20 protein-coding genes are annotated in these 21,453 nt (G+C 63.5%); 18 read left to right on the plus strand and 2 right to left on the minus strand.

What is annotated here, in order from left to right:
- Window positions 1-51 precede the first annotated feature (51 nt).
- Window positions 52-618, minus strand: a complete 567-nt coding sequence (greB, locus tag BLS51_RS07705; protein ID WP_090181938.1) for a transcription elongation factor GreB — start codon at window positions 616-618, stop codon at window positions 52-54.
- Window positions 619-667: 49 nt separating this feature from the next.
- Here greB and BLS51_RS07710 point away from each other — a divergent pair, with 49 nt between their 5' ends.
- The 12 genes from BLS51_RS07710 to BLS51_RS07765 all read left to right on the plus strand — a co-directional run bounded on the left by BLS51_RS07710 (window position 668) and on the right by BLS51_RS07765 (window position 13,626).
- Window positions 668-1,237 (plus strand): hypothetical protein, encoded by a 570-nt coding sequence (locus BLS51_RS07710; RefSeq protein WP_090181936.1) that lies wholly within the window; start codon window positions 668-670, stop codon window positions 1,235-1,237.
- Between the two features lie 12 nt (window positions 1,238-1,249).
- Window positions 1,250-2,428 (plus strand): sensor histidine kinase, encoded by a 1,179-nt coding sequence (locus tag BLS51_RS07715; RefSeq protein ID WP_090181934.1) that lies wholly within the window; start codon window positions 1,250-1,252, stop codon window positions 2,426-2,428.
- A gap of 46 nt (window positions 2,429-2,474) precedes the next feature.
- Window positions 2,475-3,122, plus strand: coding sequence for a response regulator (locus BLS51_RS07720; protein WP_090181932.1), 648 nt, complete (start codon window positions 2,475-2,477; stop codon window positions 3,120-3,122).
- Window positions 3,123-3,288: 166 nt separating this feature from the next.
- Window positions 3,289-4,881, plus strand: coding sequence for a GGDEF domain-containing protein (locus tag BLS51_RS07725; protein WP_090181930.1), 1,593 nt, complete (start codon window positions 3,289-3,291; stop codon window positions 4,879-4,881).
- A gap of 292 nt (window positions 4,882-5,173) precedes the next feature.
- A complete protein-coding gene (locus tag BLS51_RS07730; protein WP_090181929.1) occupies window positions 5,174-6,787 on the plus strand; it encodes a flagellin N-terminal helical domain-containing protein in 1,614 nt (537 codons plus the stop codon).
- A gap of 98 nt (window positions 6,788-6,885) precedes the next feature.
- Window positions 6,886-7,272: a flagellar protein FlaG gene (locus BLS51_RS07735; RefSeq protein ID WP_090181927.1), complete on the plus strand. Its 387-nt coding sequence runs from the start codon at window positions 6,886-6,888 to the stop codon at window positions 7,270-7,272.
- A 214-nt stretch (window positions 7,273-7,486) separates the two neighbouring features.
- Window positions 7,487-10,174 (plus strand): flagellar filament capping protein FliD, encoded by a 2,688-nt coding sequence (fliD, locus tag BLS51_RS07740; RefSeq protein ID WP_090181925.1) that lies wholly within the window; start codon window positions 7,487-7,489, stop codon window positions 10,172-10,174.
- Between the two features lie 25 nt (window positions 10,175-10,199).
- Window positions 10,200-10,634, plus strand: a complete 435-nt coding sequence (fliS, locus tag BLS51_RS07745; RefSeq protein WP_090181923.1) for a flagellar export chaperone FliS — start codon at window positions 10,200-10,202, stop codon at window positions 10,632-10,634.
- A gap of 3 nt (window positions 10,635-10,637) precedes the next feature.
- Entirely contained in the window at window positions 10,638-10,967 is a 330-nt protein-coding gene (locus tag BLS51_RS07750; RefSeq protein WP_090181921.1) for a flagellar protein FliT, read from the plus strand.
- A 14-nt stretch (window positions 10,968-10,981) separates the two neighbouring features.
- On the plus strand, window positions 10,982-12,523 hold the full coding sequence (locus BLS51_RS07755) for a flagellar hook-length control protein FliK (protein WP_229207516.1): 1,542 nt from the start codon (window positions 10,982-10,984) through the stop codon (window positions 12,521-12,523).
- Window positions 12,520-12,852 carry an EscU/YscU/HrcU family type III secretion system export apparatus switch protein gene (locus BLS51_RS07760; protein ID WP_090181919.1) on the plus strand — a complete coding sequence of 111 codons (333 nt, stop codon included), beginning with the start codon at window positions 12,520-12,522 and terminating at the stop codon, window positions 12,850-12,852. The genes BLS51_RS07755 and BLS51_RS07760 overlap by 4 nt, the downstream gene beginning before the upstream one ends.
- 15 nt (window positions 12,853-12,867) lie before the next feature.
- Complete coding sequence (locus BLS51_RS07765) at window positions 12,868-13,626, plus strand: flagellar brake protein (protein ID WP_090181916.1); 759 nt, start codon at window positions 12,868-12,870, stop codon at window positions 13,624-13,626.
- A 26-nt stretch (window positions 13,627-13,652) separates the two neighbouring features.
- On the opposite strand, the gene fliE is transcribed toward BLS51_RS07765, so the two are convergent.
- Entirely contained in the window at window positions 13,653-13,997 is a 345-nt protein-coding gene (gene fliE / locus BLS51_RS07770) for a flagellar hook-basal body complex protein FliE (protein ID WP_090181913.1), read from the minus strand.
- A gap of 184 nt (window positions 13,998-14,181) precedes the next feature.
- Here fliE and fliF point away from each other — a divergent pair, with 184 nt between their 5' ends.
- The 6 genes from fliF to BLS51_RS07800 are packed head-to-tail and all read left to right on the plus strand — an operon-like array spanning window position 14,182 to window position 21,277.
- A complete protein-coding gene (gene fliF, locus BLS51_RS07775) occupies window positions 14,182-15,927 on the plus strand; it encodes a flagellar basal-body MS-ring/collar protein FliF (RefSeq protein ID WP_090181910.1) in 1,746 nt (581 codons plus the stop codon).
- Window positions 15,920-16,918: a flagellar motor switch protein FliG gene (fliG, locus tag BLS51_RS07780; protein WP_090181908.1), complete on the plus strand. Its 999-nt coding sequence runs from the start codon at window positions 15,920-15,922 to the stop codon at window positions 16,916-16,918. Before fliF ends, fliG begins: the two co-directional genes overlap by 8 nt.
- The gene (locus BLS51_RS07785; RefSeq protein WP_090181905.1) at window positions 16,918-17,685 is read left to right on the plus strand and encodes a flagellar assembly protein FliH; all 768 of its coding nucleotides are present in this window, start codon (window positions 16,918-16,920) and stop codon (window positions 17,683-17,685) included. Before fliG ends, BLS51_RS07785 begins: the two co-directional genes overlap by 1 nt.
- Before the next feature lie 4 nt (window positions 17,686-17,689).
- Window positions 17,690-19,111, plus strand: coding sequence for a flagellar protein export ATPase FliI (fliI, locus tag BLS51_RS07790; RefSeq protein WP_175472535.1), 1,422 nt, complete (start codon window positions 17,690-17,692; stop codon window positions 19,109-19,111).
- A gap of 34 nt (window positions 19,112-19,145) precedes the next feature.
- Window positions 19,146-19,586, plus strand: a complete 441-nt coding sequence (gene fliJ / locus BLS51_RS07795) for a flagellar export protein FliJ (protein ID WP_090181903.1) — start codon at window positions 19,146-19,148, stop codon at window positions 19,584-19,586.
- A 29-nt stretch (window positions 19,587-19,615) separates the two neighbouring features.
- Window positions 19,616-21,277, plus strand: coding sequence for a flagellar hook-length control protein FliK (locus BLS51_RS07800; protein ID WP_229207515.1), 1,662 nt, complete (start codon window positions 19,616-19,618; stop codon window positions 21,275-21,277).
- Window positions 21,278-21,453: the final 176 nt, after the last annotated feature.

Genomic DNA, 21,453 nt, shown 5'->3' on the forward strand with positions numbered 1-21,453 from the left:
ACAGGCTTTGTTGGCGAGCGAGGTCTGCGGCGCTTGAGCAGGCCGGTTTTGTCAATCAGCGGCCGGCGCGGGATAGCGCACCTCCAGGATGTCCAGCTCTTCGACGCCGTGCGGCGCCTGGAAGGTGATGGTGTCGCCCTCGCGCGCCTTGGTCAGCGCGCGCGCCACCGGCGCCACCCAGCTGATCTTGCCGTTCAGCGGGTCCAGCTCGTCAATGCCGACGATGGTGATGGTGCGCTCTTCGCCATTCTGGTTGCTATAGGTGACGGTGGCGCCAAAAAACACCTGGTCGCTGCCGTAGTGCGCGCTCGGGTCGACAATCGCGGCTGAATCCAGGCGCTTGGTGAGGAAACGGATGCGGCGGTCGATCTCGCGCAGCCGACGCTTGCCGTAGATGTAGTCGCCGTTTTCCGAACGGTCGCCGTTGGATGCGGCCCAATGGACAATTCTCACCACTTCCGGCCGGTCGACATCGATCAGTTGCAGCAATTCATCCTTGATGCGCTGATAGCCTTCGGGACGAATGTAGTTCTTCGAGCCAGCCGGAATCGCCAACGCCAGCGCTGCGGCTTCGTCGTCACCGTCCTGGTCGCTCTCTTTGACAAATGCTTTATTCATGCGGCCTATTGTAACGGCTTTCACGTATCATGCTGGCAAGGGAACGCCCATGAGACTACTGAATCGCTTTCAACGCTGGCTGCTCGCGCCGCTGGTCTATCTGGCTGCGCTGCTGCTTTTGCTGGAAGACTGGTTGTGGAATATCGGCTCGCGGCTGATGAACCGGCTGGCGCAATGGCCGCCGCTGCACCGGCTGGAGGACTGGATCTGCCGCCTTGGCCCGAAGGCGGCGCTGGTGCTGTTCGTGGCGCCGGCCACGCTGCTGTTTCCGGTCAAGCTGCTGGCACTGTGGGCGATGGCGCATGGCTATCCGCTGACCGGCGTGGCCGTCATCGTGCTGGCCAAGCTGGGCGGCGCGGCGGCGGTGGCGCGGCTGTATTTGCTGACGCGGCCGGTACTGATGACCATCGTCTGGTTCGCCGCGCTGCTGGCCTGGTTCCTGGCGCTGAAGGAGCGCTGGATCGAGAAACTGCGCGCCACCCGCGCCTGGCAAAAGGTGGCGGCACTGCGCAGCGCCTTGCACCACTGGCGCCAGCACGCCGTGCCGCAGCCGCGCAGCTGGGTGGCGCGCTTCCGCCGCCTGCTAAAGCGCTTCCGCAGCCGCTGGCACACACGATAGAATGGCAAGCCCATGAGCGCCCTTCACCACTCCCATCACGATAGCCAGGATTTGATCGCCGAACTGGAACAGGTGCGCGCACGTTTTGCCGCCATTGTTTCCAATACGCCCGGCCTGGTGTACCAGTTCGTGCTGCACCCGGACGGCCAGGTCAGCTTTCCTTACCTGAGCGACGGCTGCCTGGCGCTGCTGGGCCTGCCCGCCACCGAGCTGCACGCCGAACCGCAGCGCTTCCTGGCGCTGATCCTGGAAGTCGACCGCCAGTCCTATCTGGACGCCATGCAGGCCTCGGCCAAGGCGCTGTGGAGCTGGAACTGGGAGGGCCGCATCTGGGTCGAGGCGTGGAAGGACGTCAAGTGGATCAACTTGCGCAGCACGCCGCACACGCTGGCAGACGGGTCCATCCGCTGGGACGGCATCATGACGAATATCACCGACAGCAAGCTGGAGCAGCTGGAAGTGCGCCACTCGCGCGCCCGCCTGGCCGAGCTGAGCGCGCACACCGACCGCGTCAAGGAACAGGAGCGCACCCGCATCGCCCGCGAAATCCATGATGAGCTGGGCGGCAACCTGACCGCGATCAAGATGGCGGTGGCGATGCTGGCCGCGCGCCTGGACGGCGCCGAGCCGGCACTGCGCGAGAAAACCGATTACGTCGACGCGCTGGTCGACCGCACCATCGACGCCATTCACCGCATTTCGCTGGACCTGCGGCCGGCGCTGCTAGACCTGGGCCTGGTGGCGGCGCTGGAATGGCAGGTCAAGGAATTCGCCAAGCAGACCGGCATCGACGCCAGCTTCAGCGCCAACCAGCGCGATATCGGCCTCGACACCGACCACGCCACCGCGCTGTTCCGCATCGCCCAGGAAGCGCTGACCAATATCGCCAAGCACGCCAACGCCAGCAAGGTGAGCGTCAAGCTGGCGCGGCTGCGCTACCACGTCAGCCTGAAAATCAGCGACAACGGCGACGGCATCGCGCAGGCCGACCGCAGCAAACCAGCCTCGTTCGGCCTGCGCGGCATGGCCGAACGCGCGCGCGCGCTGGGTGGCACGTTGAGCTTGAGCCACGCCAGCGGCGGCGGTACCGTGGTTTCCATCAAAATTAAGCGAGATACTGTTCAGGACAGCGTCATGGCGCCATCGGCTGGCGCTACAATAGCGGAAGAAAACATTTCTGCTGCGAAATAATGTGTCTGAGAGCACACTAGCAGGACACAACAGGGTAAACAGATTCATGACAGAAAAAGCCATCATCAAGGTCTTCATCGCCGACGACCACGCCATTGTGCGCGAAGGCTTGAAGCAAATCCTCGCCGAAACCCGCGACATCGTGGTCGCCGGCGAGGCCGAGAACGGCTTGGACGCCATCAAGCTGTTCCGCAAGTCCGATTGCCAGGTGATGCTGCTCGACATATCGCTGCCGGACCGCAACGGCATCGAGGTGCTCAAGCAGCTGAAGAAGGAAAAGCCGGAACTGTCGGTGCTGATGCTGTCGATGCACCGCGAGGACCAGTACGCGATCCGCGCGCTGAAGGCCGGTGCGGCCGGCTACCTGACCAAGCAGAGCGCCCCGAAGGAACTGGTGACGGCGATCCGCCAGGTAGGCGGCGGCCTCAAGTACATCAGCCCGGCGCTGGCGCAGGAACTGGCCAACCACGTCGGCGACGACCACGAGGCGCCCCTGCACGAAACCCTGTCCGACCGCGAATACCAGACGCTGACCATGATCGCCTCCGGCAAGACGGTCGGCACCATCGCCAAGGAATTGTCGCTGTCGGTGAAGACGGTCAGCGAGTACCGCGCCCGCCTGCTGGTCAAGATGAAGCTGAAAAACAGCGCCGAACTGACGCATTACGCAATAAAAAATCAACTCATTGAATAAGCGCGGGTAATATAGCAATACATTCATGTATTCATAGTTGCCCAAAGAAAAATAGTTAATGCCTTGATGAAAGCCACCTTCCCCCTCCTTATTCAGGCAATGCCATCCGGGCGGCGCGCTTATCATTGCCGTAATTGGTAATCCATTAAGAGGTACGCGCGTCATCATGTCCAGCAAACCCACCACGCCCGAGCAAAACCCGGCCGATATCGCGCGCGAGGCGTTCCGTCGCCTGGCGGTGCGCCGCATTGCGCCGACGCCAGAAGCCTATCGCGAGATCTATAACGAGATTGCCGGCATCGCGCCCGAGCCGGTGGCGCCCGCCGCCGCACCGCTGGGCAGCAACGACCCGGGACCGGAATCGGTGCTGAGCCAGTTCGCCACGCGCATGACCGAAAGCAGCGGCGAGCTGGGCGAATTCGGCCGCCGCTTCAACCGCGCAGTCAAGTCGCGCGATTGGGAAGCCTATGCGCGCAACTTGTCGCAGCTGGTGGAAAAGCATATGGTGGCGCCGAAAAAAGGCATCGAGGTCGCCGGCATGCCGGGCGAGGAAAGCGAACAGGCGCGCAGCCTGCGCGATCTGCTGTCGCGCACGCTGACCTTCGCGGTGGCCTCGCTGCTGGCCGGCGCGCCGGTGCTGGCGGCCGAGGCTGAATCGCTGGGCGCCGCCACCAAGCTGGCGCACAGCGAGGAAGCGCTGGCCGAGATCGCCGCGCGGCTGAAACAGCTGTGCTACCAGATCGAAGTGCGCGGCGGCGACAGCGGCGAGCAGCAGGAACTGCTGCTGCGCCTGTTCAAGCTGCTGCTGGAAAACGTCAGCGAGCTGCTGGACGACGACAGCTGGCTGCGCGGCCAGATCGAGGCGGTGCAGAACCTGATCGCCGGCCCGCTGGACGTGCGCGCGCTGGAAGAAGCCACGCGCAGCCTGAAGGAAGTCATCTACAAGCAAGGCCAGCTGAAGCACAGCCTGGCGGACGTCAAGCTCACCGTCAAGAACATGATGATGACCTTTATCGACCGCCTCAGCCAGGTGGCCGCGTCGACCGGCGACTTCCACGAGAAGATCGGCGGCTATTCGGACAAGATCAGCAAGGCCGACAATATCTCCGAACTCAACAGCATCCTCGACGAGGTGCTGAAGGAAACCCGGCTGGTGCAGAGCGAAGCGCTGAAGGCGCGCGACAAGATGATGCTGGCCAAGCAGGAAGTGCAGGACGCCGAGGCGCGCATCCACACGCTGGAAGCCAAATTGCAGCACCTGAGCGAGCTGGTGCGCGAAGACCAGCTGACCGGCAGCCTCAACCGTCGCGGCCTGGACGATGTGTTCGAGCGCGAAACCGCGCGCTCCGACCGCCGCGGCACGCCGCTGTGCATCGCCGTGCTGGACCTGGACGATTTCAAGAAGCTCAACGACACCTACGGCCACATCGCCGGCGACGCCGCGCTCAAGCACCTGGTCAAGATCGTCAAGGACACGCTGCGCTCGATGGACGTGATCGCCCGCTTCGGCGGCGAGGAATTCCTGATTCTGATGCCGGAAACCACGGTCGAAGCAGCAGCATCGACGATGACCCGTTTGCAGCGCGAGCTGACCAAGCACTTCTTCCTGCACGATAATGAGAAAGTGCTGATCACCTTCTCGGCCGGCGTGGCGCTGCGCCGCCCGAACGAAGAGCAGACCGAGCTGGTCAAACGGGCCGACAAGGCCATGTACACCGCCAAACAGACCGGCAAGAACCGGGTAGTCGTGGCTGATTAAGCCAGATTTCTCCGCTGCCGCCCCGAGCCCGGCCCTGCGCCGGGCTTTTTTACGCCCAAAATAAATTATTTTTCGCCCTAAAGTTTCGTTTTCAGGCGTCGTTTAGACGCTCATCCATAGCGAACTTTAGGCCTAAAATCAAAAATTTACCGCATTTCCAGCTCTAAACTTTCCACATGGGAACCCGTTACCGGTAATAACTGCGGTTTGATTGTCGCGTAACAGAGCGGCAGACCAAGGCTAACTGAGGCACCTGGCCCACAATGAAGTAGTACCAGTTTGGAGAAACATCATGGCACAAGTCATCAACACCAACGTAGCATCGCTGAATTCGCAACGTAATCTGACCTCGTCGCAAGCCAACTTGTCGACCTCGCTGCAACGTCTGTCGTCCGGCCTGCGTATCAACAGCGCAAAAGACGATGCTGCTGGTCTGGCTATTTCCGAGCGTTTCACGTCGCAAATCCGCGGTAACACGACCGCTGCTCGTAACGCCAACGACGGTATTTCGCTGGCTCAAACGGCCGAGGGTGGCTTGAGCACCGCCGGCGACCTGCTGCAGCGTATCCGCGAACTGGCCGTGCAATCGGCCAACGGCACCAACTCGGATTCCGACCGCAAATCGATCCAGAACGAGGTTTCCGCCCTGTCGCAAGAGCTGGACCGCGTTGCCAACACCACCCAGTTCAACGGCCAGAACGTACTCGACGGCTCGCTGACCTCGGCCCAGTTCCAGGTAGGCGCCAACTCCGGCCAGACCATCAACATCGGCGTCGGCTCGGCCAAGGCAACTGATCTGGGTAACAACACCGCGACCTCGGCTTACGGCGGCACGGCAATTTCGGAATCCATCGCAGGCAATAAAAACAATGTTGACGCGCAAACCCTGACGCTGAATTCCGGCTCGGGCGTCACCACCAATGTCGCGGTCAAGGCCAACGACAGCGCCAAGGCAATCGCTGCAGCAGTCAACGGCCAAAGCGGTTCCAGCGGCGTCAAAGCCTCTGCGACCACCACCGCTACCCTGTCGGGCAGCGATCCAACGGCCGGCGCAACCGCCACCGCGATGAAGGACGGTTCCTACCAGTTCACCCTGCGCGGCAGCAATTCGGTAGCCAACGACAGCGAGTCGGCGGCAGTGACGATCTCGGCTCAGGTCAAAGGCGGCGACGTGTCGTCGCTGGCCCAGGCCATCAATGCCCAGAGCGGCACCACTGGTGTCAGCGCGTCGGTCAAGATGAACTCGGCGGGTACCGCCAAGGAAATCGTTCTGACCAACGGCACTGGCGACGACATCCAGATCCAGAACACCAACACGGCAACGGATGATGGTCTGGCTACTGCTTTCATGCGCGGCGCCGACAAGCCTGCGTCGGGCACCACGGCAGCCACCATCGCCACTGGTCAAACCTTCGGCGCCGGCGGTGCTGCAGACACCGTTGACAACAGCGGCACTACCCCGGTAGTCAATGCGGGTGCCGGTTCGTCGATCAGTGTGGGCGGCCACCTGGACTTCTCGGCAGACAGCGGTTTCTCGGTCAGCAGCACCTCCGCGACGATCGTCACTGCCACCCAGGCAAGCTCGCTGCAATCGGTCGCCAAACTGGACGTCAGCACCGTCGACGGTTCGAACGCAGCACTGAAAACCATCGATGCGGCGCTGAACCAGATCAACAGCAACCGCGCTTCGCTGGGTGCGATCCAGAACCGTTTCGCCTCGACCATTTCGAACCTGAACACCGCTACCGAGAACTTGTCTGCCTCGCGTAGCCGTATCCAGGATACCGACTTCGCTGCAGAGACCGCAAGCCTGACCCGCGGCCAGATCCTGCAACAAGCTGGTACCGCGATGCTGGCGCAAGCCAACTCGCTGCCGAACGGCGTGCTGTCGCTGCTGCGTGGCTAAGCAAGCCCCGGAATGAGCTAATTTAGGAACAACCTAGCGCTCTGACCAGGTTCCCCGGCTGATTTATTCAGCCGGGGATTTTTCGTAAAGGAAGCATCATGACTATCGATAGCATAGGCACTGCCACCACCAGCCGCACCGCTGACCGGGCCCCGGTCAGCGGCGATGCCAGCGTGGCAGCGGGTGTGGCGCGTGCGCCAGCCACCGCGGTCGACACCGCTAACGCCGTCAAGGGCAACGCTGCGGTACCGTCGCTGGACCAGGTCAACGAAGCCGTATCGCAACTTAACAAATCGGCCCAGGCCAAGTCGCAAGGTTTGGAATTTTCGGTCGACAGCGATACCAAGCGCACCGTGGTCAAAGTGATCGATCAAAGCACCAAGGAAGTCTTGCGCCAGATTCCGACCCCGGAAGCCCTGGAAATCGCCAAGGCGCTGGAATCCAAGTCCAGCAGCACCGGCCTGCTGATCCAGCAGACCGCCTGAAGCGGTGCGCGCCCCGCGCGCCGCTTTTCTCCCATCTGTGGCATCCTGACTTCAGGAGCCCTCCCCTCATTGCTGCGAATCACAGCGCAGTATCAGCCTGTCAACAACTGCCTGTTTTTCAGCTTAGTGCGAACTGGCTGGTAATCTCCCCTCTCAAGTCCGGTTTGATTTTGCCGATATTGACTTATATTATTGTTTTACACAGGAGCACAAAGTGGGCATCTCAACTCCCGGCATCGGTTCAGGCCTGAACGTCAACGACATCGTCAGCAAGCTGATGGCGGTCGAGTCGCAGCCACTGACGAACTTCGACAAGAAGTCGGCCAGTTATCTGGGCCAGGTGTCCGCGTTTGGCAACTTGTCGAGCGCGCTGGGCTCATTTCAGTCTTCCTTGTCCAGCCTGACTTCGCTGGGGAGCTTCCAGACCCGCACCGCAACGCCCAGCGATACCTCGGTGCTGACCGCTACCGCCAGCGGCGAGGCGCTGCCCGGCAGCTACCGGGTGAACATCTCGCAGGTGGCGCAAGCCCAGACGCTGGCCTCCGGTGGCTACAAGAGCACCACGGCGGCGATCGGCCTTGGCAGCAAAACCACGGTCAGTTTTTCCCTCGGTACCGTCAGCGGCGGCATGTTCGGCGTCACCGGCACCCAGCTGGGCGCCAGCCTGAATACCAGCGGCCTGACGCCGGGATCGCTCTCCATTAACGGCACCGCAATCGCCACCGATGGCAGCACCCGCAGTGCTCGCCTGCTGGCGGACGCCATCAACGCCAAGAGCACCACCACTGGTGTATCGGCCAAGGCAAGCACCACCGTCACCAGCGCCACGCTGTTCGGTAGCGGCGGCACCTCCAGCTTCGGCAATGTCGACACCAGCGGCGGCGGCAGCTACACATTGTCGGTGGGCGGCGTGGAAATCGCCGTCCAGCAGGCCGGCGTGGCTGGCGGCGATGGCGTGACCGCCGCTGCACTGGACGCGGCGCTGAGCGGCGACACCGCCGTCAGCCGGGCGCTGGCGGATGCCAACATCACGGTCACCGGCACAGCGGCCGGCGGCGATCTGCAGTTCAAGAATGCGGACGGCAATAACATCGCCATCGCCGAAGGCGTTACCGGCGACGTGACGGGCGGCATCGGCAACAGCGGTACTGCCAACATCGGCTCCACCACCACGGCGATCGGCTCGATTTCGCTGATTTCCGCTGACGGCAGCCCGATCACCGTGGCCGGCACCAATCCGGCCGGGGCCGGTTTAACAGCAGGCACCGGCGGGGCGTATCTTGACGCTGGCTTTGCCGCCGACGCCACCCGCACCAGCGGCAACATTGTCATCGACAGTTCCAACAATACCTTGCAAGGCATTGTTGCCGCCATCAACAAAGGGGGCTTTGGCGTCACCGCCAGCATCGTCTCGGACGGCAGCACCGGCACTGGCGCAACGCCGAATCACCTGATTCTGACGTCGACCTCGACCGGTGCCACCTCCACCATGAAAATCACGCTGTCCGGCTCCGGCGGCAATCCGCCGGATGCGGATCTGGTGAAGTTGCTGTCCTACGATCCGGCCGGCACACAGAATTTATCGCAAACCGCAGCGGCCAGCGATACCAAGGCGACCGTCAACGGCATTGCCGTCACCAGCGCTGGCACCAGTATTACCGGCGCCGTTCCTGGCGTGTCCATCACCGCCATCAAGACCGGCAGCAGCACGATCAGCGTGGCCTCCGACACCTCGGGACTTACCGGCTCGGTCAACAGCTTCATCAAGGCGTATAACGACCTGAGCACCCAGATTAACAGCCTGGGTGGTTATGACGCGGAAACCAAGAGCGGTGGGCCGCTGTTAGGCGACTCGACCCTGCGCAACCTGCAATCATCGCTGCGGCGGCAGTTATCCAGCTCCATCGCCGGCCTGCAAGGCACCTCGCTGACCAATCTGTCGCAGATCGGCATTTCCTTCCAGAAGGATGGCACGCTGGCATTGGATACCACCAAGTTCCAGAACGCGGTCAACAACAACATCAACGACATTCCCGGCCTGTTTGCGGCGGTCGGCCGTGGCACCGATCCCGACATCAAATTCGTCAGCTCGACCAGCAAGACCCAGGCTGGCGACTACAATATCAATATCACTCAACTGGCCACCAAGGGCACGCTGGCAGGTGATCTGGTGCTGCCGACGGAAACCACGATCGACAGCGATACCAAGTGGACCGTCACGCTGAACGACACCAAGCCCGCCACGCTGGCCAATACGGCCACCATTTCGTTGCCGGCAGGTACGTACAATCCCAGCCAGCTGGCCACCATGTTGCAGTCAGCCATCAATGGCGTCAGCGCGTTTTCCACCGCTGGCGCCACCGTCAGCGCCACGGTCGGCGAAGATGGCAAATTATCGCTGACGTCGACCCGCTACGGCTCCAAATCGAATATTCACGTCAGCAGCGCCAACGGCACGGCGGTCTCCACCGTGTTTGGCGGCGGTGCCTCGGTCGATGGCAAAGACGTGGCAGGCACCATCGGCGGCTATACCGCGACTGGCGATGGCCAAACGCTGACCGGTGCGCCAGGGGCGCCGGTCGAAGGGCTTAAGCTGTCCATTACCGGCGATGAGATAGGCTCGCGCGGCAGCTTCGGCTTCTCGCAGGGCTACGCTTACCAGCTCAATACGCTGGCAGCAGGTTATCTGGGCTCCAGCGGTGCGATTGCCAGCCGCACAACCGGCCTGAATAACACCGTGAAAGACATCACCAAACAGCGCGACGCCTTCAGCCTGCGCCTGGTCGACATCGAAGCACGCTACCGCAAACAATACACGGCGCTCGATACGGCGATCGCCAGCATGACCACCACTCAGCAGTTCCTGACGCAGCAGTTGGCCGCCTTGTCGGCCAACACCTGACGGAACGCATAACAGGAGAGAAAGTATGTTCGGATCTCGACAAACTGGCGCTAACGCCTATGCCAAGGTAGGCATGGAAACCGGTGTCGTGGCAGCCAGCCCCCACAAGCTGATCGTGATGCTGTTCGACGGCGCGCTGGTCGCGCTGAGCACCGCATTAAGCGGCATGCGCAGTGGCAATATCGGCGAGAAAGGCAAATCGATCTCCAAGGCCATCATGATCATCGACAGCGGCCTGCGCGCCGCGCTCGACAAGAAGGCCGGCGGCGAGATCGCCGAAGGACTGGACGCGCTGTACGAGTATATGAGCAGCCGTCTGCTGACGGCGAATATCAACAACGATCCCGGCATCATCGAGGAAGTCCAGCGCTTGCTGACCGAATTGCGCGACGCCTGGAACGCCATCGCCGACACCCCCGCCGCTGGCGGCATTCCCCAACCCAACCTCGCGAGCGCCTGATTTATGATGACGATTCAAGACGTTTTATCCGTGTACGCCGCCATGGCCGACCTCACCGAGCAGATGGTGCAAGCCGCCACGCGCAGCGACTGGGATACCCTGGCCTTGCTGGAGCAGCGCTGCGCCGCCCACGTGCAGGCGCTGCGCGAGCAGGAAGCGCAGCAGCCGATGAGCGGCGCCGAGCGCGAACGCAAGATTGAACTGATCCGCCAGATGCTGAACGCCGACCGCCAGATCCGCGACCTGACCATGCCATGGATGGCGCAGCTGTCCAAACTGATCAACTCCACCGGCACTGAACGGCGCGTCGTCAACGCCTACGGTAGCGTCTAAAGCAGGGGCGCGCCATGTTGCCGCGCCTGGACGCTGGACTCACGCCGGTCAAGCCGGCTGACGGCGTTGGCGTTGCCATCGGCGACGGCCGCCAGGCCGCCTTCCAGCGTACCTTGCAGAGCCTGGTCGGCCAGACCGTCAGCGCCGAAGTGCTGTCCAAGCTGAAGGATGGCAGCTACCTGGTCAAGGTGGCCGAGAATTCCGTGCGCATGATGCTGCCGGGCGACACGCAAGTCGGCAGCAATGTGCCGCTGACCGTGCTCAGCGCCCAGCCGCGCCCGACTTTTCAGTTGGGCAATGCGCCACCGGGCAGCGCTCCCACCGTGCTGTACACCGAGGGTGGCGCTACCGAAGGCGAACCCGCCACTACCCTGCCGTCGCAAGGCGCGGCGGTGTATGTGCCAGGCAGCGGCAAGCCGGCCAGCGGCGCCACGCCGGGCAATCCGGCATTGCCGGGCGCACCAGCCGATGGCGCTGAAGCAGCCGCCGACGGCGACGCCGTGCCCGGCCAAACCCGGCCCGGTGCCACCAGCCAGCCTGCCAGCACGCCTGCCAACACAGCAGCCGCCGGTCGTCCCGGCTTGCCAGCTGGCGCGGCGGCCGAACTGCCGGACGCGCCTGGCGCAGCAGCGGCCCGGCCGGCGCTTGCTGGCGCTGCGGCCGCCACGCCGAATCCCGCCGCTGCGCTGGCCACGCCCGCCGGCCAGGCTCAGTCGGCGGCAGCAGCGCTGGCCGCTGGCAATCCGGCCCCGGCCGATGGCGTCAAGCCGCAAACCCTGGCTGCCACGCTGCTCGGCAAGGCGCCGCTGACGCCGGCGCACGAGTTGCCGGAACTGGGCGCCAACACACCGCAGCCGACGCTGAGCAGCGCCGCCCGCGTGCTGACCAATGTGCTCAGCACGGCCATGGCCGGCCAGGCCGGCCAGGCGGCGCAACTGGCGCTGATCGGCAAGACTGCGCTGTTTGGCAACGCCGCGCCGGACACCGCCGACCTGGCGCAAAAGCTGCAGGACACCATCTCCAAGAGCGGCCTGTTCTACGAATCCCACGTGGCAGAATGGGTCAAGGGCGAGCGCCCGCTGGCCGAGCTGATGCGCGAGCCGCAGATGCAGCGCCTGTTGCAGCAAGGCCAGGAAAGCGCTGCCCGCGCCGCCGCCAGCGGTCCCGACCTGAGCGCCGCGCAGATGATCAACCAGCAGCTGCACACGCAGGAGCAGAACCGCGTCCTGTGGAACGGCCAGGCCTGGCCCGGCCAGCAGATGCAATGGGAAGTGCGGCGCGACGAACGCGAAGGCAGCAAGGGCGGCGGCGACGCCGAAGCCGGCGCCGAACCGATGTGGCGCAGCGGCGTGCGCTTCCGCCTGCCGCTGCTGGGCGCGGTGTCGGCAGCGGTGACGCTGATCGGCGACCAGGTCCACATCCAGGTACAGACCGACAGCGAAAACAGCGCCGTCACGCTGCGCGCCTGGGCCGGCCAGCTGGAAAGCGCGATGGAAGCGGCCGGCGCCCAGCTGTCGTCGCTAACCATCAGCCAGGACGACGAGGCCCAGCCATGAGCGACGACGCCCCGCGCAAGCCGCTGCAGCAGGCGGTGGCGCTGGCCTACGACAACGGCCAGCCGGCGCCCAAGGTGGTGGCCAAGGGCCGCGGCCTGATCGCCGAGCAGATCATCCACGTGGCGCAGGAGGCCGGCGTTGCCATCCACGAGTCCAAGGAGCTTGTCTCGCTGCTCATGGATGTTGACTTAGATCAACAGATTCCCCCGATGTTGTACCGGACGATTGCGGAACTATTGGCCTGGCTATATCATATTGAAGCAGCGCAAAAGTCTGGCCTGCCCCTGCCTCCGGCACCGGATACCAGCATCCCACTTACCGAAATTTGACTCGACTGGCACTAGATGTTTTCACACTTTCAGGATGCGGACTTGGAAAACTGGCATGATTTTGAAGTTGAGTCGCGACGGGAGATTTATGCCCTGCTGCGCGGCATCGGCGAAAAAAACCAGCTGATCCGCATGTTGATCACCGGCGAGGCCGATGTCTGCGTGACCTCCATCCTGGACGTTGACGAAACCGCCAACGCCGTCTACCTCGACTGTTCCATCGATCCCGAGCAAAACAAGCGCATACTGGCGTCGCGCCGGCTGTCGTTTGAAACCACGCTGGACAAGGTGCGCATCCTGTTTGCCGCCGAGCAGGTCGAGGCCGCCACGTTTGAAGGCAATCCGGCCTTCAAGATCGCCATGCCAGCGACGCTGGTGCGCTTGCAGCGGCGCGAGTTCTACCGCATCGCGACGCCGGTGACCAACCCGGTGCGGGTGCAGATCCCGTTGCCGGCCGAGCTGGGCGGCCCGACCACCTTCCCGCTGGCCGACATCAGCTGCGGCGGCATTGCCATCCTCGATAACAAAATGATCCTGGGGAACGCAATCGGCAAGGAGTACCCGGACTGCCGCATCGACCTGCCGGAAATCGGCCAGGTAAGCACCACGCTACAGGTCCGCAACTCGCTGGACCTGACGCTGCTGAACAACAAGACCAACCGCCGCCTGGGCTGCGAGTTTGTCGACATCTCGCGCGGCAACCTGGCATCGGTGCAACGCTTCATCACCAAACTGGAGCGCGAACGCAACGCCCGCATCGCCGGCCTCAGCTAAACAAAAAGGAGCCGGGCTCCTTTTTTTTATACCTGCATATTCATGATGTCGTGGTAGGCCGACACCAGCTTGTTGCGCACCTGGATGGTGGCCTGGAAGTTGATGCTGGCTTTTTGCTGCGCAATCATGACGTCCGACAGGCTGACCGAGTCATCCCCCGACGCAAACTGCTTGCTCATGCCCTCCGCCGTGCGCTGGCTGGCATTGACCGAATCCAGCGCCGTCTTCAGGGCGTCGGTAAATTCCGCCTTGGGCTGGGCCGGCGCCTCGGTCTGGATGACCGGCGGCGTCAGGCTGGGCCGCGTGGCGTGGGCCTTCAGCTGCGCGATCATCGACTGGATCTGGCTGCTGTCTATTCCACCTGTTCTCATTGCTACTCCTCTTGTTACAATACGGCAAGGCTTTATCAGTGCTGACAGAATACCAAGGGAAAGTCCAGCCTCCTGCCCCGAGCAAAGCCGTAAAGGGCGCGCTGTTCGGGCTATTGAATTTCCTCATTACAAGTAATAATGGCCGTATTCCTTCAAGAACCCTCGTATTCGGGACCACACCATCATGGCCGTAGCGGAAGAAATCAATAACGCCACAGCAGCCGAGGCAGCCGAAGACGGCGCCGAGAAACTGCCCTTCATCCAGACGCCGATGGGCCGCAACTTCCTGCGCGCCGCCGGCGCCGCAGCGGTTGTCGCCATCCTGATCGGCCTGTGGCTGTGGAACAAGCCGCCTGAATATGCGGTGCTGTTCTCCAATTACACCGACCGCGACGGCGGCGCCATCACGGCCGAGCTGGACAAGCTGCAGGTCAAGCACAAGTTCGCCGACAACGGCACTGCCATCCTGGTGCCAGCCGAGCAGGTGCACGACATTCGTCTGAAACTGGCGGCGCAGGGCTTGCCGAAAGGCGGCAATGTCGGCTTCGAACTGATGGAAAACCAGAAGCTGGGCGTGTCCCAGTTCCTCGAACAGGTCAACTACCAGCGCGCGCTGGAAGGCGAACTGGCACGCTCGGTGATGTCGCTGGCGCCGGTCGAGAACGCCCGCGTCCACCTGGCGCTGCCAAAACCGTCGGTATTCGTGCGCGACCAGCAGAAACCAACCGCCTCGGTGATTGTCACGCTGCACCCGAACCGCATGCTGGACCGCGCGCAAACCGGTGCCATCGTCCACCTGGTGGCCTCCAGCGTGCCGGAACTGTTGCCATCCAACGTCACCGTGGTCGACCAGGCCGGCAACCTGATTTCCGACCAGGAAAAGGCCGGAGCCAACAACGCCAAGCTGGACGAGCAGCAGCTGAAGTATGTCAAGAATATGCAGACGCAGGTGATCAAGCAGGTTGAATCGATCATCATCCCTATCGTCGGCGAAGGCAATGTGCGCGCCGAGGCGGTGGCCGATGTCGATTTCGCGCAGATCGAGCAGGCGTCGGAAAACTACAAGCCGAACTCGCCGCCGGCCGCCTCGGCGATCCGCAGCCAGCAGACCAGCGAAACCAACGGCAATGGCAATAACAACAATCCAGGCGGCATTCCGGGCGCATTGTCCAACCAGCCGCCGGGTACCGCCACCGCGCCGCTGAACCAGACCGCTGCCGAAAACGGCCCCAACGCCCCTGCCCCAGGCACGCCGCCGGGCGCGCTGCCGGCCACCGGCGCAGGCGCCGGCCAAAGCCACAAGGAATCGACCACCAATTACGAAGTCGACAAGACTGTCCGTTATGAGCAACGCGGCATGGGCGGCCTGCGCCGCATGACGGTGGCGGTGGTGATCAATTACAAGCGCCTGGTCGACAAGGACGGCAAAGTTACGGTAAAAGCCTATACTCCTGAAGAAATGGCCAAGATCAATGATCTGGTCAAGCAGGCCATGGGCTACAACCAGGACCGTGGCGACGCTGTCAGCGTGGCCAACTCGCCATTCGACGGCGTCGACAAGCCATTCGAACCACCGCCGGACTGGTGGCGCGATCCGGCAAACTTGCCGATGGCCAAGGATCTGGCCAAGTTCCTGATCACCGCCCTGATCCTGCTGTATATTGTGATGCGCATCGTGCGTCCGATGATGCGCCCGGTCTTCAAGAAAATCGACGAGATCAACGCGCCGGAGCAGGAACCGGAAGTACCGGAAGAAGAGATCGAAGAAGGTCCGGACGAAGCGCTCATCGCCGAAGAAGAACTGCGCAAAATGGAAGAAAACACCGCGCGCGGCTACCGCGAAAACCTGGCCATGGCCAAGAAACTGGCGGTCGAAGACCCACGCATTGTGGCCAACGTGATCAAGGAATGGATAGGCGCAAATGACTGAGAATACCGGACTGCAGAAAGCCGCCATCCTGATGCTGGCGATGGGCGAAACCGAGGCCGCCGAGGTGATGAAATTCCTCGGCCCGCGCGAGGTGCTGAAGCTGGGCGCGGCCATGGCGACCATGAAGAACGTGCCGCACGAGGAAGTGGTCGGCACGCTGGACAATTTCCGCGACATGGTGGCAGCCGCCTCCACCGTCGGCCTCGACTCCGACGAATACATCCGCCAGGTGCTGACCAAGGCGCTGGGCGACGACAAGGCCTCGGTGCTGCTGTCACGGATTCTGGGCGGCAAGGATGCGTCCGGCATCGAGTCGCTGAAATGGATGGATTCGCAATCCGTGGCCGAGCTGATCCGCAACGAACACCCGCAGATCATCGCCACCATCCTGGTCCACCTGGAGCGCGATCAGGCTTGCGAAATCCTCGGCAACTTCACCGACCGGCTGCGCAACGACGTGGTGCTGCGGATCGCCACGCTGGACGGCGTGCAGCCGGCCGCGCTGCGCGAGCTGAACGACGTGCTGACCAAGCTGCTGTCGGGTAACGAGAACATCAAGAAATCGACGCTGGGCGGCGTCCGTGCGGCCGCCGAGATCCTCAACTTCATGTCCGGCGAGCAGGAAAGCTCGGTCATGGACAATATCAAGAACTACGACAACGACATGGCGCAGAAGATCATGGACGAGATGTTCGTGTTCGACAACCTGATCGATATCGACGACCGCGGCATCCAGCTGCTGCTGCGCGAAGTGCAGTCGGAAATGCTGATCATCGCGCTGAAAGGCGCGTCGCAGGAACTGCGCGACAAGATCTTCAAGAATATGTCGGCACGTGCATCGGAAATGATGCGCGAAGACCTGGAGTCGAAAGGCCCGGTCCGCCTGTCGGAAGTGGAAACCCAGCAAAAGCAAATTCTGCAAATCGTGCGCCGCCTGTCCGACGAAGGCCAGATCGTGCTTGGTGGCAAAGGTGAGGATTCCTTCGTTTAATGGTTATTCATTCGAAAGACGCGCAGCCGGCATTCAAGCGCTGGGAAATGACCTCGTTTGGCGACGAGCGTCCCAGCACGGTAGCGCTGCGCGAAGCCGAACAGCGCGAGATCGACGCCGACAACGCCCGCATCGAAGCCGAGCAACGCTTGCAGACAGAGCTGGAAGCGCAGCAAGAACAACTCGACATGGGGCCGCCGTTGCCGCCGCCCATCGTCTACCCGACCGTCGAGGAGCTGGAGCAGATCCGCGAGGAAGCGCGCAAGGACGGCTATGACGAGGGCCATGCGGCCGGCCATGCCGACGCCAGCGAAGAAGTGCGCAAGATCGCCGACGAGGCGCTGCAACAGGAGTTGCAGCAAGTCCGCCTGCTGGCCGACAACTTCAGCAATGCGTTGCACGATGCCGACCAGCTGATCGCCAATGAAGTGCTGGAACTGGCGCTGCAACTGGCCAAGGGCATGTTGAAAAACGCCTTGCAGGTCAAGCCGGAACTGATACTGCCGATCGTCCGCGACGCCATCGAATACCTGCCGGTGCTGCAACAGCCGGCGCTGCTGGTATTGCATCCGGACGACGCCCCCACCGTGCGTGGCGGCATCGGCGAAGAACTGAACAAGGGCGGCTGGCGCGTGGTTGAAGACCCGTCGGTCGGCCGTGGCGGCTGCAAGGTCGACACCGCCAGCAACACCATCGATGCCACCGCCGCCGCCCGCTGGCAGCGCCTGAGCCATGCGCTCGGCAAGGAAGTCGACTGGCTGGACTGACGCCATGGATACCGTCGAACACAGCCCTATCACCCCGGCCAACCCGCATGCCGGACGCTGGAAATCCTATCTGAGCGATTGCGCCGCGCTGACCGCCATGGTCGAGCCGATGCAGGTGTCGGGCCGCGTCACGCGCGTCGCCGGCCTGGTGATGGAGGCGGTCGGGCTGCGCCTGGCAGTGGGCGCCGCCTGTACCGTGCCGCTGCCCAACGGCGGCAAGATCGAGGCCGAAGTGGTTGGTTTCGAGGGCGACAAGCTGTTCCTGATGCCGCAGTCGGACGTCGAAGGCGTGGTGCCCGGCACGCGCGTCTTCCCGGTCGAGCCGGCCATACCGAAGCCGGGCAGCGTGGCCCACCCGCGCCGCCGCCCCAGCGACCGCGCGCGCCACCTGCCGGTCGGTCCCGAACTGCTGGGCCGCGTGGTGGACGCCGCCGGCCGCCCGCTGGATGGCAAAGGCCCGATCAACGCCATCGACAGCGCGCCAATCAACACCCGCCCGGCCAATCCGCTGGGCCGCGCGCCCATCGTCGAGACGCTGGATGTCGGCGTGCGCTGCATCAATGCCATGCTGACCGTCGGCCGTGGCCAGCGCATGGGCCTGTTCGCCGGCTCGGGCGTCGGCAAATCCGTGCTGCTGGGCATGATGGCGCGTTACACGGAGGCCGACATCATCATCGTCGGCCTGATCGGCGAACGTGGCCGCGAGGTCAAAGAATTCATCGAGCAGATCCTCGGCGACGAGGGCCTGGCGCGTTCGGTGGTGGTGGCGGCGCCGGCCGACACGCCGCCGCTGATGCGCCTGCAGGGCGCCGCGTATTCCACCGCGATTGCCGAGCACTTCCGCGACAAGGGCCAGAACGTGCTGCTGATCATGGATTCGCTGACCCGCTACGCGATGGCACAGCGCGAGATCGCGCTGGCGATCGGCGAACCGCCAGCCACCAAGGGCTATCCGCCATCGGTGTTCGCCAAGCTGCCGGTGCTGGTCGAGCGCGCCGGCAATGGCGAGCTGGGCGGTGGCTCGATCACCGCCTTCTACACCGTGCTGACCGAGGGCGACGACCAGCAAGACCCGATCGCCGACTCGGCGCGGGCGATCCTGGACGGCCACATCGTGCTGAATCGCCGCCTGGCCGAAGCCGGCCACTACCCGGCCATTGACATCGAGCAATCGATCAGCCGGGCAATGCACTCGATCACCTCGCACGAGCACCAGACCAAGGCGCGCCAGCTGAAGCAGCTGTTCTCACGCTTCGAGCGCAGCCGCGACCTGATCAGTGTGGGCGCCTACGCCGCTGGCACCGACCCGGTACTCGACCAGGCTATCCAATTGCATGATCAGATAGAAAATTTCTTGCAGCAACAAATCACGGAACGCGTCACCATGGGCGAGAGTTTAGGGCAATTGACCTCTCTATTCGACTGATTGACCTGGCAGCACGCTACTTATAATTGTCACCATGGCTTCCAAAGCGCAATTAGAAACCCTGATGGACCTGGCGCAGCGTGAAACAGACGACGCTGCCAAGCGGCTGGGCGCGTCCCTCAAGCAGGTTGACGAGGCAAAGCAGAAGCACCAGATGCTGGTGGGTTTCCAAGAGGAATACATCAAGAAGTTCGAAGCGGCGCAGGCGGCCGGGATTACGCCGATGGCATACCGCAATTTCGTGGCTTTCATTGAAAAGCTGGACACTGCGGTCAAGGGCCAGCTGGACATGATCAAGCACGCCGAATACCGCAGCGAGCAGGAAAAGGCCGCCTGGCAGGCCAGCGAGCGCAAGCGCATGTCCTACTCCACGCTGAACGACCGCGCTGACGCGGCGGCGCTCAAGCTGGAGAACAAGCGTGACCAGAAAGCAATGGACGAACACGCGGCACGCGGGGCGTTCTACAAACGATGACGCATTAACCATACCATACGGCGCCAACCATGCAAAACATTCAAATTCCTAACCTTAATGCCAATGCAGTGGCAGCGCCCAAAGTCAACCTGAACCTGAGCGCCGGCGGCGACAACAATGCTTTCAAGCAGGCGCTGTCACGCGAAATGGATCAGCGCCAGTCCGGCAACGCCAGCAGCGCCAACCAGCCGGCCAAGGCTGCCGAGCGTCCGAACGCATCGCGCGCGTCCGCGCCGAAGCAGCAGCAGGCCGCGCCCGCAAAGCAGGCGCAGAACGACGACGCCAAGCCGGTCAGCGCCAATGGCAACGCCGCTGCAGCCCAGGCGCCCGCGCCCGCGCCGGCCAAGAGCGCATCCACCGACAGCGAAAGCAGCCAGGACAACGAAACCAGCGAAACCCAGACCGCGCAAAGCGCTGATCCGATGGCCGACATGCTGGCCCTGGTCGCCGCCTTCAACCAGCCGGTGGCACCAGCCGCGCCGGCCGCCACCGCCAGCACCGATGCCAGCAGCACCGCCGTCGGCGTGGCCGCCGCTGGCGCCGACGCACTGAGCGCCGATGACGCCGCCCTGGCCGCCGCCACCGCAGCCGCAACTGCTGCGGCAGCAGCCGGCGCCGCCGCAAACGACGCGGCCGCCGCCGATCCGGATGCTACCGCTGCCGCGCTGGCCGCTGCCGCCAGCAGCGAAACCGCCGATGCCGACGCTGCCGCACTGAAAGCAGCGCAAGACCAGGCCGCCGGCGCCACCGATTTCAAGGATGCGCTGGCCAAGGCCGGCACCACCACGCAAACCGCCGCCGATGCCGCAGCATTGGCAGCCGCTGCTGCCGCAGCCAAAACCACCGCCGGCAAGGCCGACGGCGCCACCGAATTCAAACCGGCGACCGCGACCGCCAGCACCGATGCCGCGCTGGCGCAAGCGGCCGGCAGCCAGGCCAGCGATAGCACCGCCAGCGCCACCGATGCGACCGGGAAGCGCGGCGCCGATGCCCTCAGCCACATCGAAGTCAAGGCCGCGCCAGCCAGCGACACGCAGCCGCAGGTCTCGTCGACCCAGCAACAACAGCAGGCTGACGCCGACCCGGCCCAACTGGCCGCCGCGCCCAAGGCCACCACGCTGAACGCCGAAGCTGCGGCGACGCTGAAGGAACAGGCCAGCATCACCATCGCCCCGACTGCCAGCCACGCGGCGCAGGAAATCGCCAAGGCCGCCACTGCGGTGCCGACCGACAAGCTCAGCAGCCGCGTCGGCACGCAAGCCTGGGACCAGCAACTGGGCCAGAAAATCATCTTCATGGCGGCTGGCGGCGAGCAAAGCGCCACCATGGAACTGAACCCGCCGGACCTGGGCCCGCTGCAAGTGGTGCTCAGCATTAACAAGGACCAGGCCACCGCCGCCTTCAGCTCGGCCGCGCCGGAAGTGCGCCAGGCGCTGGAAAACGCCTTGCCGAAACTGAAGGAAATGATGAGCGACGCCGGCATCCAGCTGGGCAGCGCCACCGTCTCGGCCGGCATGTCGGACCAGGGCAACAGCGGCTTCAGCCAGCAGGCCGGCGCCGCCCATAGCGGCAATGGCGGACGCTCGGGCGGCAGCTATGGCCGTGACAGCGGCGGCAACGAAGCCGAAGCGGCGCGCAGCGCGCCGCCACAGCGTCGCCTGCCGGCCGGCGCGGTCGACACCTTCGCCTGATACGCGTCAGTGCACCGAAAACCGGGATCGGCGCCCCTGCCCTCCCGGTTTTGTTGTCTGTTACACTAGGGAAATGTCAAGCAGCACCGGGAACCGCCCTCTTTTCGGCGCTTCCGTCTGCCCTGGCACAACCGATAATGACATAATGACGGCGTAATCCATTCCGCAGCATGAAG

Origin of the sequence: Duganella sp. OV510 (assembly GCF_900100205.1) — a bacterium.
In the GTDB taxonomy this organism is placed as follows: domain Bacteria; phylum Pseudomonadota; class Gammaproteobacteria; order Burkholderiales; family Burkholderiaceae_D; genus Rugamonas.

What these genes read in the sequence shown, in the direction of transcription:
- fliG (WP_090181908.1), top strand. Translation starts at nt 15,920, where the DNA reads ATGACTGAGAATACCGGACTGCAGAAAGCCGCCATCCTGATGCTGGCG.
- BLS51_RS07715 (WP_090181934.1), top strand. Translation starts at nt 1,250, where the DNA reads ATGAGCGCCCTTCACCACTCCCATCACGATAGCCAGGATTTGATCGCC.
- BLS51_RS07725 (WP_090181930.1), top strand. Translation starts at nt 3,289, where the DNA reads ATGTCCAGCAAACCCACCACGCCCGAGCAAAACCCGGCCGATATCGCG.
- BLS51_RS07750 (WP_090181921.1), top strand. Translation starts at nt 10,638, where the DNA reads ATGATGACGATTCAAGACGTTTTATCCGTGTACGCCGCCATGGCCGAC.
- fliE (WP_090181913.1), bottom strand. Translation starts at nt 13,997, where the DNA reads ATGAGAACAGGTGGAATAGACAGCAGCCAGATCCAGTCGATGATCGCG.
- BLS51_RS07765 (WP_090181916.1), top strand. Translation starts at nt 12,868, where the DNA reads ATGTTTTCACACTTTCAGGATGCGGACTTGGAAAACTGGCATGATTTT.
- fliI (WP_175472535.1), top strand. Translation starts at nt 17,690, where the DNA reads ATGGATACCGTCGAACACAGCCCTATCACCCCGGCCAACCCGCATGCC.
- BLS51_RS07720 (WP_090181932.1), top strand. Translation starts at nt 2,475, where the DNA reads ATGACAGAAAAAGCCATCATCAAGGTCTTCATCGCCGACGACCACGCC.
- BLS51_RS07760 (WP_090181919.1), top strand. Translation starts at nt 12,520, where the DNA reads ATGAGCGACGACGCCCCGCGCAAGCCGCTGCAGCAGGCGGTGGCGCTG.
- BLS51_RS07800 (WP_229207515.1), top strand. Translation starts at nt 19,616, where the DNA reads ATGCAAAACATTCAAATTCCTAACCTTAATGCCAATGCAGTGGCAGCG.
- BLS51_RS07710 (WP_090181936.1), top strand. Translation starts at nt 668, where the DNA reads ATGAGACTACTGAATCGCTTTCAACGCTGGCTGCTCGCGCCGCTGGTC.
- BLS51_RS07755 (WP_229207516.1), top strand. Translation starts at nt 10,982, where the DNA reads ATGTTGCCGCGCCTGGACGCTGGACTCACGCCGGTCAAGCCGGCTGAC.
- fliS (WP_090181923.1), top strand. Translation starts at nt 10,200, where the DNA reads ATGTTCGGATCTCGACAAACTGGCGCTAACGCCTATGCCAAGGTAGGC.
- BLS51_RS07730 (WP_090181929.1), top strand. Translation starts at nt 5,174, where the DNA reads ATGGCACAAGTCATCAACACCAACGTAGCATCGCTGAATTCGCAACGT.
- fliF (WP_090181910.1), top strand. Translation starts at nt 14,182, where the DNA reads ATGGCCGTAGCGGAAGAAATCAATAACGCCACAGCAGCCGAGGCAGCC.
- fliJ (WP_090181903.1), top strand. Translation starts at nt 19,146, where the DNA reads ATGGCTTCCAAAGCGCAATTAGAAACCCTGATGGACCTGGCGCAGCGT.
- BLS51_RS07735 (WP_090181927.1), top strand. Translation starts at nt 6,886, where the DNA reads ATGACTATCGATAGCATAGGCACTGCCACCACCAGCCGCACCGCTGAC.
- BLS51_RS07785 (WP_090181905.1), top strand. Translation starts at nt 16,918, where the DNA reads ATGGTTATTCATTCGAAAGACGCGCAGCCGGCATTCAAGCGCTGGGAA.
- greB (WP_090181938.1), bottom strand. Translation starts at nt 618, where the DNA reads ATGAATAAAGCATTTGTCAAAGAGAGCGACCAGGACGGTGACGACGAA.